Genomic DNA, 15,595 nt, shown 5'->3' on the forward strand with positions numbered 1-15,595 from the left:
CTGCAGTACAGGGGTGTGGTATGAACTGGCAGGAGGCGGAGCGAGAGTACACCGACGAGGTGACAGGTGAGACGAACCTCGCCCGGATGTTCGAGGACAGCGCCGAGCGACACGCGGGCCGGCCGGCACAGATGTTCAAGGGCGGGGTGTACGACCGTTCGCTGACGGACTCCGTCGTCCCGGCGGCGCCGGAGGGCGAGTTTCGCGCCATCAGCTACGACGACATGCGGACCATCGTCCGGCACCTCGCCGCCGGGTTCCGGGACCTCGGCGTCGGCGCGGGCGACCGCGTCGGTATCTTCTCGAACACGCGGATGGAGTGGGCCCAGTGCGACTTCGGCCTGCTCTCGGCCGGCGCGGTCGTGACGACGGTGTACTCGGGCTCGTCGTCCCGGCAGGTGCGCTACCTGCTCGACGACCCGAACGCGTCGGGTGTCGTCGTCGAGAACGCGGACGCGCTGTCGCACGTCCTCGAAGTGGAGGAGGACCTCGACCTCGAGTTCATCGTCTCGATGGACCGCCTCGACGGCCACAACGAGCGCGACGACATCCTCACGCTCGCCGATGTTCACGACCGGGGCGCGGAGCGGTTCGACCGCGACGAGTACGAGTCCTGGGTGGACTCGCGCGGGCTGGACGACCTCGCGAGCCTCATCTACACCTCCGGAACGACGGGCCAGCCGAAGGGTGTCCAGCTCACCCACGGGAACTTCCGCGCGAACGTGAACCAGATCAGGAAGCGGTACGGCCCGCGACCGGACAAAGGTGACCTCCCGGTCATCGACGACAACACCCGGACGGTGTCGTACCTGCCGCTGGCGCACGTGTTCGAGCGGCTCGCCGGGCACTTCGAGATGTTCGCCTCCGGCGCCTGCGTCGGCTACGCCGAGAGCCCCGACACGCTGCAGGAGGACTTCGCGGCGGTGCAGCCCAACGCGGCAACGAGCGTCCCCCGGGTGTACGAGAAGATCTACGACGCCATCCGCGAGCAGGCCGAGACCTCCGGCCTGCGCTCGCGCATCTTCGATTGGGCGACCGACGTCGGCGTGGAGTACCACGAGACCGAGGACCCGGGGGTCGCGCTCCGGGCGAAGGCCAAACTCGCGGACAAGCTGGTGTTCCAGAAGGTTCGCGAGGCGCTGGGCGGGAACGTCGACTTCCTCATCAGCGGCGGCGGCTCGCTCTCGGCGGAGCTCTGTGCGCTGTACCACGCGATGGGGCTGCCCATCATGGAGGGCTACGGCCTCACGGAGACCGCACCCGTCGTCGCGGTCAACCCGCCGGAGGAGCCGAAGATCGGTACCATCGGCCCGCCGGTGGTCGACGTGGATGTCTACATCGACGAGGAGGTCGTCGAGCAGGCGACGTTCGCCGACGACCCCGGGCAGGTCGGCGAGCTGCTCGTCCACGGCCCGAACGTCACCGAGGGCTACTGGGAGAAGCCCGGGGAGACGACACAGGCGTTCACCGAGATTGACGGCAAGCAGTGGTTCCGCACCGGCGACGTGGTCCACCGCCGACCCGACGGCTACATCGAGTTCCGCGAGCGCTCGAAGCAGATCCTCGTGCTCTCGACCGGGAAGAACGTCGCGCCCGCACCCATCGAGGACGCCTTCGCCGCCTCGCCGGTCGTCGAGCAGTGCATGGTCGTCGGCGACGGCGAGAAGTTCGTCGGCGCGCTCATGGTGCCGAACCTCGAGCGGCTCCGCGACGAAGCTGCCGAGGACGGCACCGACCTCCCCGACGACGACGAGGCGGCCGTCGACCACGAGTACGTCCAGAACCGCGTCCGGGAGGAGGTCGACCGCATCAACCCGCAGTTCGAGACGCACGAACAGATCAAGCAGTTCCGGCTGGTCACCGAGGAGTTCACCGAGGAGAACGACCTGCTGACGCCGACGATGAAGAAGAAGCGCCGGAACATCATCGACGTCCACGACGAGCTCATCGACGACATCTACGCGGAGTGACGCCGGCGAGCGCGTCGCGGGGCGACGACAACCCCCTCGACCATCGGCGAACAGGGTGACGGCGGCGCTTGAACTGCCGGCAACGGGCGAAACTGCCATAACCTTTTATCATGCACCGTCCGTGTTAGTGTCCAGTCATGGATTGGCGGGAGGCAGAACAACAGTTCTCCGACGACGTGACAGGCATGAACAGCCTGGCACGGATGTTCCACGACAGCGCGGACCGACACCCGGACCGACCGGCCCAGAAGTACAAGGGGGGTGTCTACGACCGCAGCCTCGCCTCGGTGGGTGGCGTTGACGAGGCACCGACCGACGGCTACGCGACGCTCAGCTACGCCGAGATGCGGGAGGTCGTCCAGAGCCTCGCGACGGGCTTCCGGGCCCTGGGCGTCGACACGGGCGACCGGGTGGGCCTGTTCTCGGACACGCGGATGGAGTGGGCACAGTGCGACTTCGGCCTGCTCTCGGCCGGCGCGGTCGTCACCACCGTGTACGAGTCGTCCTCCCCGGCACAGGTCCGCTACCTGCTCGACGACCCCGGCGCGACGGGCGTCGTCGTCGAGAACCAGGAGCTGCTCGACCGGGTGCTCGAGGTGTCCGACTCGCTCTCGATACGCTTCATCGTCTGTATCGACGACCTCCCGCCCGAGTACGACGACGAGGAGGGCGTCTACACGCTCGGCGAGGTGTACGAGCAGGGCAGGAAGCGGTTCGACCCCGACACCTTCGAGTCGTGGCTGGACGAGACCGACGTCGACGACCTCGCGAGCCTCGTCTACACGTCCGGGACGACTGGCCAGCCGAAGGGGGTGCGACTGACCCACCGCAACTTCCGGTCGAACGTCAACCAGACGTACCGGCGGTACGGGCCACGTCCGGACAAGCAGAGCGGGTTCCCGACGGTCGACGAGACCACGCAGACGGTGTCGTACCTGCCGCTGGCACACGTGTTCGAACGGCTCGCTGGCCACTTCCTCATCTTCGCCGCCGGCGGCTGTGTGGGCTACGCCGAGAGCGTCGACACGCTGAAGGATGACTTCCAGGCCGTCGAGCCGACCACGGCCACGAGCGTCCCGCGGGTGTACGAGAAGATATACGACGCCATCCGCGAGCAGGCGTCCGAGAGCGGCTTCAAGGAGCGTATCTTCAACTGGGCGACCGGCGTCAGCCGCGAGTACTACCGCTCCGACCGCCCGGGCGCGCTGCTGAAGACGCGGTACTGGCTGGCCGACAAGCTGGTATTCAGCGACGTCCGCCAGGCACTCGGCGGGGACCTCGACTTCCTCATCAGCGGTGGCGGCACGCTCTCCGACGAGCTCTGCACCCTCTATCACGGGATGGGGCTGCCCATCTACGAGGGCTACGGGCTGACCGAGGCCGCGCCCGTCGTGTCGACGAACCCGCCGGAGGACGTCAAGATCGGCACCATCGGCCCGGCGTTCCACGATATCGACGCGCGCATCGACACCTCGGTCGTCCCCGAGGGCGAGACCGCGGACACGATGGGCAAGCTCGGCGAGCTGCTCATCAAGGGTCCGAACGTGACCGACGGCTACTGGAACAAGCCCGAGGAGACCGACGCCACGTTCACCGAGGACGGGTTCTTCAAGACCGGCGACATCGTCCACAAGCGGCCGGACGACTACCTCGTGTTCCGCGAGCGCTCGAAGCAGATCCTCGTGCTCTCGACCGGGAAGAACGTCGCGCCAGCACCCATCGAGGACGCCTTCGCCTCCAACCATCTCGTCGAGCAGGTGATGGTGATGGGCGACGGGGAGAAGTTCATCTCCGCGCTCGTCGTCCCGAACTTCGAGGCCCTCCACGAGAGAGCGGCGGCGGAGGGCGTCGACCTGCCCGACGACGACTACGCGGCCTGTGACGACGATTGGGCGCACGAGACCATCGAGGCGGAGGTCGCCTCGGTCAACGAGCGCTTCGAGAAGCACGAACAGATCAAGCAGTTCCGGCTGGTCGAGGAGGAGTTCACCGAGGAAAACGACCTGCTGACGCCGACGATGAAGAAGAAGCGCCGGAACATCAAGGACCGCTACGACCGGCTCGTCGAGGAGATCTACGGCGACGACGAGCGCGCCGAGGCAGCCGAAGCCGACGACTGATCCGGGGCTCGAACGCCGACAGCGACCCTCGTTCCCGGCTCACGCCGCGATTGGACGTCGTCCAGAAATCCTCTGGCCGCAAACGGGTTGTTTATACACCAAGGGGCCAACAACCCGGGTACATGGGTGTCCCCGTGACCGACGTGTTCGGAGGGGTAGTGCTCGCGGGCGAGAGCGGTGGCCACCTCGCGCTCATCGTCGCGCTCATCGTCGCCCTCGGCGTCGGCTCGCAGATCCTCGGCGACCGGTTCCGCACGCCGAGCGTGCTGTTCCTCATCATCGCCGGCATCCTCGTCGGGCCCGAGGGCATCGGCAACTGGGTCACGTTCATCGACCCCATCGTCACCGAGGACACGTTCGGCGGCGCGCTGTCGACAATCGTCGGCCTCTCGGTCGCCGTCATCGTCTTCGAAGGGGCGTTCCACCTGAAGATATCCAAGCTCAGGGAGGCCCCCTCCGCGAACGTCAAGCTCGTCACGCTCGGCGCAGCCATCTCGTTCGTCGGGACCACCGTCGCCGTCCGGTACCTGCTCGGCACCCAGTGGGCCATCGCCGGACTCGTCGGTGCGCTCCTGATCGCGACCGGGCCGACGGTCATCACGCCGATCCTCGAGGTGGTCGCGGTGCGCGACCGCGTCGAGGCGGCACTCGAGACCGAAGGCATCGTCAACGACGTGACCGCGGCCATCCTCGCGGTCGTCATCTTCGAGGTGCTCTCGGTCGAGCAGTCGAGTCTCGAGATCTACGTCCAGCGGTTCGCCGAGCGCCTCGGCACCGGGCTGCTCATCGGGCTCATGGTCGCCGGAATCGTCTGGTACGTGCTTCGTCACCTCGACCTCTCGCCGGACAACGCGCCGCAGAACGCCCGGCTGCTGACGCTTGCGGGCGCGGTCGTCGCGTTCGCGGTGGCCAACGAGATCTTCTCCGAGGCCGGCGTCGCCGCCGTCGCCACGGCCGGCATCGTCCTCGGCAACGCCGACCTGCCGTACGAGGAGCAGATCGAGGATTTCAAGGGCGACGTGACGCTCATCGTCCTCTCGTTCGTCTTCATCGCGCTGGCGGCGCTGCTGGAGTTCGAGAAGCTGTTCGGGCTCGGCTGGCAGGGCATCGCCGTGGTACTCGTCGTCGCGCTGGTGCTCCGGCCGCTGCTGGTGTTCGCCAGTACGACCGGCGGGCAGTTCACGACCTCCGAGCGCTGGTTCATCAGCTTCGTCGGACCACGCGGCATCATTCCGGCGTCCGTCGCGACGTTGTTCGCACTCGAACTCCAGAACCCGAACACGGTGCCGTTCAACGAGGCCGGCGCGGACATCCTCGTCGGGGCGGTGTTCCTCGTCATCCTCGTCACCGTCGTCTTCGAGGCCGGACTCGCCAGACAGATAGCGGAGCTACTCGACGTCATACCAATGCGTGTACTCATCATCGGAGGCGGACAGGTTGGCCGCTCGCTGGCCGACCGCCTCGACGACCGAGGAGAGAACGTCGTCATCATCGAACAGAACCCGGAGATAGTGGAGGTCGCCCGCGAGGCGGGCTTCACCGTCCACAAGGGTGACGGCACCGACACGGACGTGTTGCGTGCCGCCGGTGCCGACAACGCGAAGATCGTGGTCGCCGCCACCGGTGACGACGACGCGAACCTCCTCGTGGCACAGCTCGCGAACAGCAAGTTCTCCGTCGATACCGTCCTCGCACGGGCGAACAACTCGGACAACGTCGAGGCGTTCGAGGATCTCGGTGTCCGGACCATCTCCTCGGCGATGGCGACCGCGTGGGCCATCGACAACGAGATAGAACGGCCCGCGCTCTCGGACTGGATCACCCACTTCGGTGAAGAGGGTGATATCCAGGAGATAACGGTCACCTCGGACGAGCTCATCGGACGGACGCTGTCCGAGATCGGACCGGAGCTGCCGCCGGGCTGTCTCATCGCCCTCGTCTCCCGCGATGGCGAGGTCGAGGTCCCCGGTGCGGACTTCACGTTGCAGGAGGGTGACAACCTCACGCTGCTGGGCGAGCGCGACAGCGTCCGCGAGGCGATGTCGTTCTGCCATCCCGAGGACTGACGGCGTCCCACCCGGGACCGAGCGCCCTTTTATGCAGGTCCACTCCCAAGACGTTCACATGTCAGCGACGGCACTCTACACGCTGAACACGGCCCACTGGACGTTCGACTTCTCCGCAGCGGTGCAGATGCAGAACCCGGGCGAGCCGTACCGCGGCACCTGCCCCGCCTACCTCGTCGAGCACCCGGAGGGGACGGTGCTGGTCGACACCGGCGTCAGCCCGGACCTGGTCGCCGACCCGGCGTCGTACGGTCCGGCCGGCGCGGCGCACATGGCCCCGCTACTGGAGACGCTGGAACAGAGCGAGGACCAGCACCTCGTGAACCTGCTCGACGGCATCGGCTACGCACCCGAGGACATCGACATCGTCGTCATGAGCCACCTGCACACCGACCACGCGGGGAACATCGACCTGTTCCCCGACGCCGAGTTCGTCGTCCAGAAGCAGGAGCTCCGCTACGCGTTCTACCCGGACGGGGTCCAGCGGCTGTTCTACGTCACCGGCGACTTCCACCACCTGCGCCGGATGGACTACGACGTGACCGCCGTCCACGGCGAGTACGACGTGTTCGGCGACGGGAGCGTCGTGGCGTTCCCGACGCCCGGGCACTCGCCCGGCCACCAGTCGGTACAGGTCGAACTGCCCGACGCAGGGACCGTCATCCTCGCCGTCGACGCGGCGAACCACCGCGAGGGGTACGAGGGCGAGCTCGCGGCGTCGTTCGCGCACTCGCTCGAGGACTCGGTCGAGTCCATCCAGGCCATCAAGCGGCGGGCCGCCCGGACGGACGCCGACGTGTACGTCCACCACGACCCCGACGACATCGGCTCGCTGCCCGAGCCGCCCGCGGCGCTCGAATAGGTAGGTTCGCCGACAGCGTTATTTCGGGGACACCCGAAGCGTCTGACGCATGTCCGACGCGGCGGGCGAGTGACTCGTCGGCGGCTGCGTGACCCACGATGCATTCGGCAGTCATCTCGACGTTGCCCGACGAACACCACCAGCGAGTGCTCGACATCTGGGACGACCTGGAGGCGGAGTTCGGCATCGACCCGGCCTCCGAGCTGCCGCCGCCGCACGTCTCCTACCACGTCGCCGACACCTACGACGCCTCGACCGTGGAGTCGCGGCTCCACTCCGTCCGCCCGGAGGTCGAGCCGTTCACCGTCCGGACCGGCGGGCTGGGCGTCTTTACCGCCGCACCCGTCGTCTACCTGCCCGTCGCGCGCTCGCCGGAGCTGGCCGACCTCCACGACAGCCTCTGGTCGCGGCTCACCGACTTCGCCGACCGCGCCGACGACTACTACCACCCCGAGCGGTGGTTCCCGCACGTGACGCTGGCCTACCACAGCCTCGACGCCGAGCTCGCGGGCGAGATGGTGACGTTCCTCTCGGACCGCGAGTTCGACTGGGAGATGGAGATCCGCGACCTCGCGCACCTGGAGTCCAACGGCACCGAGACGCGAATCTGCTCGCGCGTGGAGCTGTGAGGCCGCGTGCGGCCGGCCACTGCGTCTACTCCGCCGGCGAATCCGGCGTCGCGGCCGCCGCCTCCTCCGTCGTCACCGCGAGGAAGGCGTCCTCCAGGCTGGCCGCCTCGCCCGTCTCGGCGCGCCGTTTGAGCTCCTCGGGTTCCCCCTGCGCGACGAGCCGGCCGTCGTGGAGCACGCCGATGCGGTCCGCGAGCTCGTCGACGACCGGCAGGATATGCGTCGAGAGGAACACCGTCATCTCCTGGTCCGCGAGGTCCGCGATGGTGTCCCGCATCGTGCGCGCCGCACGCGGGTCCAGCCCCGACGTGGGTTCGTCGAGGAACGCCACGTCGGGCTCGTGCAGCACCGCCTGGATGACGCCCGTCTTCTGGCGCATCCCCTTCGAGTAGGCGTCGACGCGCTTGTCGGCGTCGTCGAGCAGGTCGAACCGGGCGAGCAGCGACTCGATGCGCTCTTCGGCCTCGTCGTCCGGGATGTCCCGCAGGCCGGCGACGTACTCCAGCTGCTCGCGTCCCGTGAGCTCCTCGTACAGGGGCGGCTCCTCCGGCAGGTAGCCGATGTGCGGCGTGACCGTCTCGCGGTCCGTGATGGAGTGGCCCGCGACGTGTGCGGTTCCCGAGGTCGGCCGGGTCAGCGTCGTCAGCATCCGCATCGTCGTCGTCTTCCCCGCGCCGTTCGGGCCGAGGAAGCCGAACACCTCGCCGCTCTCGATGCGCAGGTCGAGGTCGCCGACCGCCCGTTCTCCGTCGTACTCCTTCGTGAGGCCGTCCGTGACGATGGCCGCGTCGGTCATTGTCGGCGTCTTCGGGTGCCGGCGGTATGAAGGCTCCGCGGCTGTTTCCGGGCGTGAAAAGTCGAGTCTTCTGTGGGAGCCTGTCTGTCGACGGTCGTGGACGCGATACTGGGCCGGTCGCCGTAAACAGCCAGAAAACTCGTGTGAGACTCACTGGACCCGATACAAGCCAGAAAGCCCCGAGCGTCTCGCCAGCCTCTTGCGATGCTCGGTCGCAGGCTCCCTGCGCTTCTCATCCCTCGCGCGGATGTCTCGCGGCCTCACTGCGTTCGGCACGCTCGCCAGCCGCGCGCCACCCAGCTGGTCGGGAAGCGTCGCCACTCCTCACCTCGAAAAGACTAAAGACCGCAGAGTCAGTCGGTTATTCGCCCTCGACCTCGAACTCGATGGCCGCGCCCTGGCCGAAGCCGACGCAGAGCGTCGCCAGGCCGAGGCCGCCGCCGCGCTTGCGGAGCTCGTGGATGAGCGTCACGGGCAGGCGGGCACCGGACGCGCCGAGCGGGTGGCCGATGGCGATTGCGCCGCCGTTGACGTTGAAGCTGTCCTCGTCGATGCCGAGCTCTTCACGGGCGTACACCGTCTGGGAGGCGAACGCCTCGTTCAGTTCGACGAGGTCGTAGTCCTCGATGTCGCGCCCGTTGCGCTCGAGCAGACCGCGGGTGGCGGGGACCGGGCCGATACCCATGATGGTGGGGTCGACGCCGGCGACGTTGTTCATGCCGACCTCGGCGAGTATCTCCAGGTCGTGCTCCTCGGCGAACTCCTTCGAGGTGACGAGCGTCGCGGCCGCGCCGTCGGAGATCTGGCTGGAGTTCCCGGCGGTGATGTCCTGCATGAACGCCGGCGGGAGGCTCTGGAGGGTCTCGAAGTCGGTGCCGGGGCGGATGCCCTCGTCCTCGGTGATGGTCCGGGTCTCGGTCTCGACGGGCTCGCCGTCCTCGTCCTCCTCGACGGTGACCTCGGCCTCGATGGGGATTATCTCGTCGTCGAAGCGACCCTCCTCGGTGGCCGCGGCGGCGCGCTGGTGGCTCTGGACGGCGTAGCGGTCCTGGGCCTCGCGCGAGATGTCGAACTCCTCGGCGACCTTCTCGGCGGTCATGCCCATCTGGAGCTCGACCATGTTGTACATCTCCTGGAACGCGGGGTGGAACGCACGGCTGTCCATCCCGCCGCCCATCGGCACGCGGGTCATGTTCTCGAAGCCGCCGGCGATGATGCAGTCGCGGTTGCCGGCGGCGATTGCGTCGGACGCCGAGATGACCGCCTGCATGGAGGAGGCGCACCAGCGGTTGATCGTCGTCGCGGGCACGCCCTCGCCGAGTTCGGACATCAGCGCGATGATGCGAGCGACGTTGTTGTCCTGCTCGCCGCGCTGCTGGGCGCAGCCCCACATCAGGTCGTCGACGTCCTCGCCGGCGAGGTCGTTCTCGGCGAGTATCTCGTCGATGAGCGGGGTGGAGAGGTCCTCGCCACGGGTGTTCTCGTAGACGCCACCCTGGCGACCCTGGGGTGTCCGGTACGCTGCTGCGATGACGGGCGTGTGCGCTGGCATACCAGTAGCGAGGGGAGGCACCACCTTAAATCACGGCTGAACGGGCAGTAATCGTGTCGGGAGTTTATTCTGCCCGCTCGGGAGCCGCCCGAATCGTCCCAGCCACCCGACACGCCGTCGGATACCGGCGACCAGTCCACCGAACGGAACCCAAAAAGGGTTTAGGCACGCTCTCGCTGGAAGCGAGTAATGACCGACGACCCCACGCCGCCCTCCAGCCGTCCCGCGGACGCACTCCGCGCCGACGGTGGGTCGTCGTCCCGCCCGACGGACGACCGCGATGGGACCGACGACAGCGACCGAGCCGCCGACCCGGACGCGCCAGTCGGCGACGACCCCGTCGACGGCGCCGACGACGAGGCGACGGACGACGAGTGGAGTGAGTGGACGACCGCCGACGCCGTCACCGAGGCGGACGACGCCGTCGGCGAGCCCGACGACGACCGGAGCACCGACCCCGAGCCGGGCGGGCTCGCGGGCAACGACGAGTACCCCTGGCCGTCGAGCCCGCGCACGCTCGGCGCGCTGGTGCTCATCGTCGCCGTCGGCCTGGCCGCGCGGCTCGCGTGGCTCGGCGAGCGGCTCGTCCACCAGGACGAGGGGCGGGTCGCCTACTGGGTGGTCCGCTACCTCGAGACCGGCGCGTACGAGTACCGCCCCATCGTCCACGGCCCCTTCCTGTTCCACGTCGACAAGTACGTCTTCCAGCTGCTCGGGCCGTCTGACTTCACCGCCCGGCTCCCCGTCGCCATCCTCGGTGCCGTGTTGCCGCTCTCCGCGTGGCTCTACCGGAAGCACCTCCGGGACACCGAGGTCGTGGCACTCGGGCTGTTCCTGGCGTTCAACCCGGTGCTGCTGTACTACTCCCGGTTCATGCGCTCGGACATCCCGCTCGTCGTGTTCGTCGCGTTCACCGTCGGGTTCTTCCTGCGGTACTACGACGAGCGCCAGCGCCGGTACCTCGCCGCCGGGGTCGCGACGCTCGCGCTCGCCCTGACGACGAAGGAGAACGCGCTGCTCTACCCGCTGTGCTGGCTGGGCGCAGCGGCACTCCTGCTCGACCACCGGCTGTTCCGTGCGCCGGTGACCGACGACCTCTCGGTCTGGGGCGTGTTCGTCGACTACCTCGACTGGGTGCTGCCGTTCGACCTCCGCGGCTCGTGGGGCGAGCTCGCTGGCGGGAACGTGAACGCGCTCATCGACCGGCACATCGGTTGGTGGCGCACGGGCTGGACCTCCGTCGTGGTCGCAGTCGGCCTCGTCGTCGAGTTCTTCGCCATCATCGTGCTGTTCTACGCGCCACGCGGCGGTGGCTACACGAAGCAGAACGCGGCGGGCTGGCCCGGGCCGGGGCAGGCGGGCCAGAACATCGGGCTGTGGAACTCCCTCGGCCAGCTCGCCGGCGGTGACCCCGAGATGTTCGTCGCCGTCGTCTGGGAGTCCATCGTGGGCTCGTGGGAGGAGTTCACCGGTCAGTGGGCGAGCGACCACGGCAACTCCTACCTCGCGTTCTTCGAGCACTACGTCAACGTGCTCGAGGCGGCCGCGCTCGTGCTCTGTGCCTTCGCTATCATCGGGTTCGTCGTCGACCGCTACAGCAGCGACGGCCCGCGCGACCTCGTCGCCCTCGCGTCCTACTGGGGCTTCGTCAGCGTGCTCGGCTACCCCATCGCGACGGACATCCGCGCGGGCTGGGCGACGACCCACGCCATCGTCGCGCTGGCCATCCCCGCGGCGGTCGGCCTCGGCATCGTCTTCCGCTGGGGCGTCGACTCGTTCACCGACGACGACCCCGTCGGCGTCGCGCTGACGGTCGTCGTCCTCCTGCTCGTCTCCGGCCAGGTCGCAACGACGGCGGTCGGGCTGGTGTACGTGAACGACCAGGACCCCGACAACATGCTCGTCCAGTACGCCCAGTCCTCCAGCACCGACCTGAAGGACACCCTGCAGGACGTCGAGCGCATCGGTCGCGAGCAGGGCGGGCCAGACGACGTCGACGTGCTGTTCTACGGCAACGAGTACTACACGTCGAACATCAGCGACGACTTCCAGCCACCGGCCTCCAGCGGCTACTACGAACGCCGGACGCTCATGTGGTACATGGAGACCTACCAGTACCGCGCGAACCAGACCGACGGAGAGAGCTTCGTCTACGACACGGCCATCACGCTCCGACAGGTCAACCGGACGAACGCGCCGGTCGTCGTCGCCATCGGGAACGGCGAGAACGGCGACGACGCCGAGGACATCCACCAGTGGCTCATCGAGCAGGGCTACGAGGCCCGCGAGTTCCAGCGCTTCGCCACGGTGAACCGGACCGACCAGGACCTCGGCCCCGGCACGCCCTTCGTCGTCTACGTCAACGAGTCGGCGCTGTCGGGGACCGCGGACGTGCCGCCGCCCGAGCGCTCCCAGTCGACGGTGGCGGCGTCGACGTCCTGGACCGACCACCGGCAGACGGTGGCCCGGAGCGCCGTCGGCGACGGCTGGCTCCGACGCGCGGCGCGGCCGGCCGGAGCGAGCGAGTCCTCCGTTCTCGGGTCGTAATCGGCGCTCCGACGGCCTTAAGCGGCCGTGGCGTCAACCTCTGAAGGAATGAGTAACGCGGCGCTATCGGTCGTCGAGTTTCTGTTGACCGCCGACGTCTACACCGAGAACCGCGAGCTGGACGAGAACGACCTCCCGCCGCGGTTCCGGCGCGTGTTCTACGCCGACGGCGAGGTCGAGCGACCGCTCACGGTGACGAACAAGACGACCCGGGCGGCGACGGGCATCGACCACCCCTGGGATGCGGTCTCCGAGCTGTTGTTCACCGACCGCGACGAGTTCTCGGGCAAGCTGAAGCTGACCCAGCCGGAGATGGCCGAGAACTGGTTCCTCGAGCGCGTGGACGCGGACACGCTCCGCCGCAACCCGACACTCGCCTGGGAGTTCGACGACGCGTTCGACGACGTCACCTACGAGGAGGCCCGCGAGGCGAACCGACCCATCCAGGCCGACCGGGTCTGGATCGACTCGCTGCTCGACGAGATGTTCGAGGACGAGGAGGACGAGGAGATGCTCGACCTCGTCGACATCCGCGCCCCCGAGGAGATCGACCAGACGCTCGACGACATCGTCCTCACCGAGGAGCAGGAGGGTGAGATCCAGAAGGTCGTCAAGGCCATCGAGCACCGCGACTACCTCGCCGAGATCGGCCTCCGCGAGATCGGCAAGCTGCTGTTCGTCGGCCCGCCGGGGACCGGGAAGACCTCCGCCGCGAAGGGGCTGGCGTACAAGCTCGACCTCCCCTTCGTCGAGGTGAAGCTCTCGATGATCACCAGCCAGTACCTCGGCGAGACGGCCAAGAACGTCGAGAAGACGTTCGAGGTGGCCAAGCGGCTCTCGCCGTGTATCCTGTTCATGGACGAGTTCGACTTCGTCGCGAAGACCCGCGGCGGCGACGAGCACAACGCCATCAAGCGCGCCGTCAACACGCTGCTGAAGAGCATCGACGACATCTCGCTCATCCAGGACGACGTGCTGCTCATCGGCGCGACGAACCACCCCGACCAGCTCGACGCCGCGGCCTGGCGGCGCTTCGACGAGATCGTCAACTTCCCCAAGCCCGACCACTCGATGCGCTCTGACATCCTCCGCATCATCACCCGCGCGATGGACATCGAGGAGTTCGACCCGGACGCCATCGCCGACATCACCGAGGGGCTCACCGGGAGCGACCTCCGGCTGGTCATGCGCGAGGCGGTCCTCGACGCGCTCACCGAGGAGCGCACGACCCTGACACAGGCAGACCTCGAGGCCGCGGTCGCCGACTTCGAGGAGCGGGACAACCTGAAGAACATGGACATGATCGAGGGCGACCACGACGCGCTCGTCGCCGGTGGCGACATCGCGGGCGACGGCTCGGGGCACGACCACGACCACAGCCACGACTGACCGTCGTCCGGACTATCCTGCGACCAGTCGACCCACTCTGACGGCGGCGATTCCACCTGCCAGGCCGAGCGATGCGCTCGCGTAGACGGACAGCGGCGGGTGGACGAGGTGGACAGTCCCCGCGAGCAGGGCGACCAGCACGGTCAGCACCGCGATTCGACCCCGCCAGTCGACCCAGCCGAAGCCGAGGTCACCGCGCGGACCGACCAGCAGGCCCCAGCCGCCACCGACGGCCGCCGCGACGGTCAGCGGGCCTGTCGCGACGGTCCCGCTGTCGGCCAGCACGACGACGAACGGGAGCGCCACGAGGAGCAACAGGAGGAGTTCGAACACCGGCGAGGCGGTGAGCGTGCCGGCTCCGTTCCTGCCGTCGTCCATCGGGTCGAAGCGGGCGTCGTGTCGACAAGAAACTGGCGTCACGGTCCTGTCGACCGCCAACCCGCGCCTTTTTCGCTCCCGACTGCAAAGGGCGGAACGATGCTGGTCACGCTGCTCGGAACGGGGGACACGACGGGGACGCCGACCCCCGGCTGCGACTGCGACACCTGCCAGGCGGCCGTCGAGCGCGGCGTCGAACGCACCCGGTTCTCGGTCCACGTCCGCAACGAGCGCACCGGCGAGTCGCTGCTCGTCGACTGCAGCCCGGACTTCCGCTACCAGTTCCTCCACAACGACGTCGAGCTGCCCGACGCCGCGGTCGTCACGCACATCCACTTCGACCACCTCGACGGGCTCGGTAACGCCTACCGGCTGTTCGACGGGCTCCAGGTGTACGCAGCGGACGAGACGGACCCCGAGACGGGCGAGAGCGTCGCCGACACCGTCGACCGGAAGTACGACTACCTCGATGCGGTGACGGTCAACCACGAGACGGCGTTCGAGCCGTTCGAGGCCTGCGGTCTGCGGGTGACGCTCGTCCCCGTCGTCCACCCGCCGCTGGTCTGCTACGGGCTCGCCATCGAGGACCCCGAAACCGGCGCGAAGCTCGCCATCTCGGGCGACACGAGCTACGCGCTGGGCGAGGCGTCACGCGACGTGCTCCGGGACCCGGACCTGCTGCTCGCCGACGGCATCGTCCCGGCGGCGCTCTGCGAGCACCATCCCCTGGGTGGCGACCATCCGGACGCGGACGGCGTGTTCCGGACGTTCGGCACGAAGCACATGACCTACGAGGGAGCGCTCGCGCTCGGCGAGGACATCGACGCCGACGTGACGCGGGTCGTCCACGCGGCGCACTTCTACCCGGTCGAGCAGGCGTTCGACGACGCTATCGCGGTCGACGGGGAGACGTACGAGCTGTAGAGGATGACAGTCGCGGCCGTGTGCCCGATCCGCTCAGAGCGCCTCGCCGACGAGGTGGACGAGCGCGAACGGGCTCGCGACGACCCCGACGAGGAGCGCGGCGTAGACAGTCAGGCCGACGGCGAGGGCCAGACCGGGGACGAGCGTCAGCGCGACCGTCAGCAGCGCGACGACCCCGACGAGTGCGAGCAGGACGCGGCCGAGTCCCTGCGGGACGGTGGTGGTGGGAGTGCTGTTCTTCGGGCCGAGCGCGGTGGTGGTGTTCGTGCTCATTCAACTATACGTATGCCCGCCGACCCCATAAGTGTAATCTGCAAAACATTTCTGTAAGCTCGTGTACTGAAATTCGTTTCACCACTGGC

Annotated in this window: 12 protein-coding genes; 8 read left to right on the forward strand and 4 right to left on the reverse strand. The window is 68.2% G+C overall.

All coding sequences use genetic code 11. The features are described from left to right. The first annotated feature begins 20 nt into the window (after positions 1–20). From BLT27_RS06865 to BLT27_RS06885, 5 genes are all read left to right on the forward strand, one after another. Positions 21–1,970, forward strand: a complete 1,950-nt coding sequence (locus BLT27_RS06865; protein WP_089732307.1) for an AMP-dependent synthetase/ligase — start codon at positions 21–23, stop codon at positions 1,968–1,970. 137 nt (positions 1,971–2,107) lie between these two features. Next, the gene (locus tag BLT27_RS06870; RefSeq protein WP_089732308.1) at positions 2,108–4,090 is read left to right on the forward strand and encodes an AMP-dependent synthetase/ligase; all 1,983 of its coding nucleotides are present in this window, start codon (positions 2,108–2,110) and stop codon (positions 4,088–4,090) included. Positions 4,091–4,212: 122 nt separating this feature from the next. Then, positions 4,213–6,156, forward strand: a complete 1,944-nt coding sequence (locus tag BLT27_RS06875; protein ID WP_089732309.1) for a cation:proton antiporter domain-containing protein — start codon at positions 4,213–4,215, stop codon at positions 6,154–6,156. A gap of 58 nt (positions 6,157–6,214) precedes the next feature. Continuing rightward, entirely contained in the window at positions 6,215–7,018 is an 804-nt protein-coding gene (locus tag BLT27_RS06880) for an N-acyl homoserine lactonase family protein (protein ID WP_089732310.1), read from the forward strand. A gap of 98 nt (positions 7,019–7,116) precedes the next feature. After that, the gene (locus BLT27_RS06885) at positions 7,117–7,647 is read left to right on the forward strand and encodes a 2'-5' RNA ligase family protein (protein ID WP_089732311.1); all 531 of its coding nucleotides are present in this window, start codon (positions 7,117–7,119) and stop codon (positions 7,645–7,647) included. A gap of 25 nt (positions 7,648–7,672) precedes the next feature. Here the strand turns inward: BLT27_RS06885 and BLT27_RS06890 are convergent, their stop codons facing one another. Next, positions 7,673–8,443 carry an ABC transporter ATP-binding protein gene (locus BLT27_RS06890; RefSeq protein WP_089732312.1) on the reverse strand — a complete coding sequence of 257 codons (771 nt, stop codon included), beginning with the start codon at positions 8,441–8,443 and terminating at the stop codon, positions 7,673–7,675. Between the two features lie 361 nt (positions 8,444–8,804). After that, positions 8,805–9,995, reverse strand: coding sequence for a thiolase family protein (locus tag BLT27_RS06895; protein ID WP_089732313.1), 1,191 nt, complete (start codon positions 9,993–9,995; stop codon positions 8,805–8,807). A 189-nt stretch (positions 9,996–10,184) separates the two neighbouring features. Here BLT27_RS06895 and BLT27_RS06900 point away from each other — a divergent pair, with 189 nt between their 5' ends. Beyond that, a complete protein-coding gene (locus tag BLT27_RS06900; protein WP_175526407.1) occupies positions 10,185–12,542 on the forward strand; it encodes a flippase activity-associated protein Agl23 in 2,358 nt (785 codons plus the stop codon). Between the two features lie 48 nt (positions 12,543–12,590). Further along, positions 12,591–13,931 carry an ATP-binding protein gene (locus tag BLT27_RS06905; RefSeq protein WP_089732314.1) on the forward strand — a complete coding sequence of 447 codons (1,341 nt, stop codon included), beginning with the start codon at positions 12,591–12,593 and terminating at the stop codon, positions 13,929–13,931. A gap of 12 nt (positions 13,932–13,943) precedes the next feature. Here the strand turns inward: BLT27_RS06905 and BLT27_RS06910 are convergent, their stop codons facing one another. Continuing rightward, positions 13,944–14,309: a hypothetical protein gene (locus BLT27_RS06910; protein WP_089732315.1), complete on the reverse strand. Its 366-nt coding sequence runs from the start codon at positions 14,307–14,309 to the stop codon at positions 13,944–13,946. Positions 14,310–14,408: 99 nt separating this feature from the next. Here BLT27_RS06910 and BLT27_RS06915 point away from each other — a divergent pair, with 99 nt between their 5' ends. Beyond that, positions 14,409–15,233, forward strand: coding sequence for an MBL fold metallo-hydrolase (locus tag BLT27_RS06915; RefSeq protein WP_089732316.1), 825 nt, complete (start codon positions 14,409–14,411; stop codon positions 15,231–15,233). Between the two features lie 33 nt (positions 15,234–15,266). On the opposite strand, the gene BLT27_RS06920 is transcribed toward BLT27_RS06915, so the two are convergent. Then, on the reverse strand, positions 15,267–15,506 hold the full coding sequence (locus tag BLT27_RS06920; protein ID WP_089732317.1) for a hypothetical protein: 240 nt from the start codon (positions 15,504–15,506) through the stop codon (positions 15,267–15,269). Positions 15,507–15,595 lie beyond the last annotated feature (89 nt).

The sequence above is a fragment of the Haloarchaeobius iranensis genome, from assembly GCF_900103505.1.
Lineage (GTDB): Archaea > Halobacteriota > Halobacteria > Halobacteriales > Natrialbaceae > Haloarchaeobius > Haloarchaeobius iranensis.

Excerpts from the sequence above, each read along its gene's own strand:
- BLT27_RS06895 (WP_089732313.1), bottom strand. The coding sequence starts at position 9,995 with ATGCCAGCGCACACGCCCGTCATCGCAGCAGCGTACCGGACACCCCAG.
- BLT27_RS06865 (WP_089732307.1), top strand. The coding sequence starts at position 21 with ATGAACTGGCAGGAGGCGGAGCGAGAGTACACCGACGAGGTGACAGGT.
- BLT27_RS06900 (WP_175526407.1), top strand. The coding sequence starts at position 10,185 with ATGACCGACGACCCCACGCCGCCCTCCAGCCGTCCCGCGGACGCACTC.
- BLT27_RS06890 (WP_089732312.1), bottom strand. The coding sequence starts at position 8,443 with ATGACCGACGCGGCCATCGTCACGGACGGCCTCACGAAGGAGTACGAC.
- BLT27_RS06870 (WP_089732308.1), top strand. The coding sequence starts at position 2,108 with ATGGATTGGCGGGAGGCAGAACAACAGTTCTCCGACGACGTGACAGGC.
- BLT27_RS06880 (WP_089732310.1), top strand. The coding sequence starts at position 6,215 with ATGTCAGCGACGGCACTCTACACGCTGAACACGGCCCACTGGACGTTC.
- BLT27_RS06875 (WP_089732309.1), top strand. The coding sequence starts at position 4,213 with ATGGGTGTCCCCGTGACCGACGTGTTCGGAGGGGTAGTGCTCGCGGGC.
- BLT27_RS06910 (WP_089732315.1), bottom strand. The coding sequence starts at position 14,309 with ATGGACGACGGCAGGAACGGAGCCGGCACGCTCACCGCCTCGCCGGTG.
- BLT27_RS06915 (WP_089732316.1), top strand. The coding sequence starts at position 14,409 with ATGCTGGTCACGCTGCTCGGAACGGGGGACACGACGGGGACGCCGACC.
- BLT27_RS06885 (WP_089732311.1), top strand. The coding sequence starts at position 7,117 with ATGCATTCGGCAGTCATCTCGACGTTGCCCGACGAACACCACCAGCGA.
- BLT27_RS06920 (WP_089732317.1), bottom strand. The coding sequence starts at position 15,506 with ATGAGCACGAACACCACCACCGCGCTCGGCCCGAAGAACAGCACTCCC.
- BLT27_RS06905 (WP_089732314.1), top strand. The coding sequence starts at position 12,591 with ATGAGTAACGCGGCGCTATCGGTCGTCGAGTTTCTGTTGACCGCCGAC.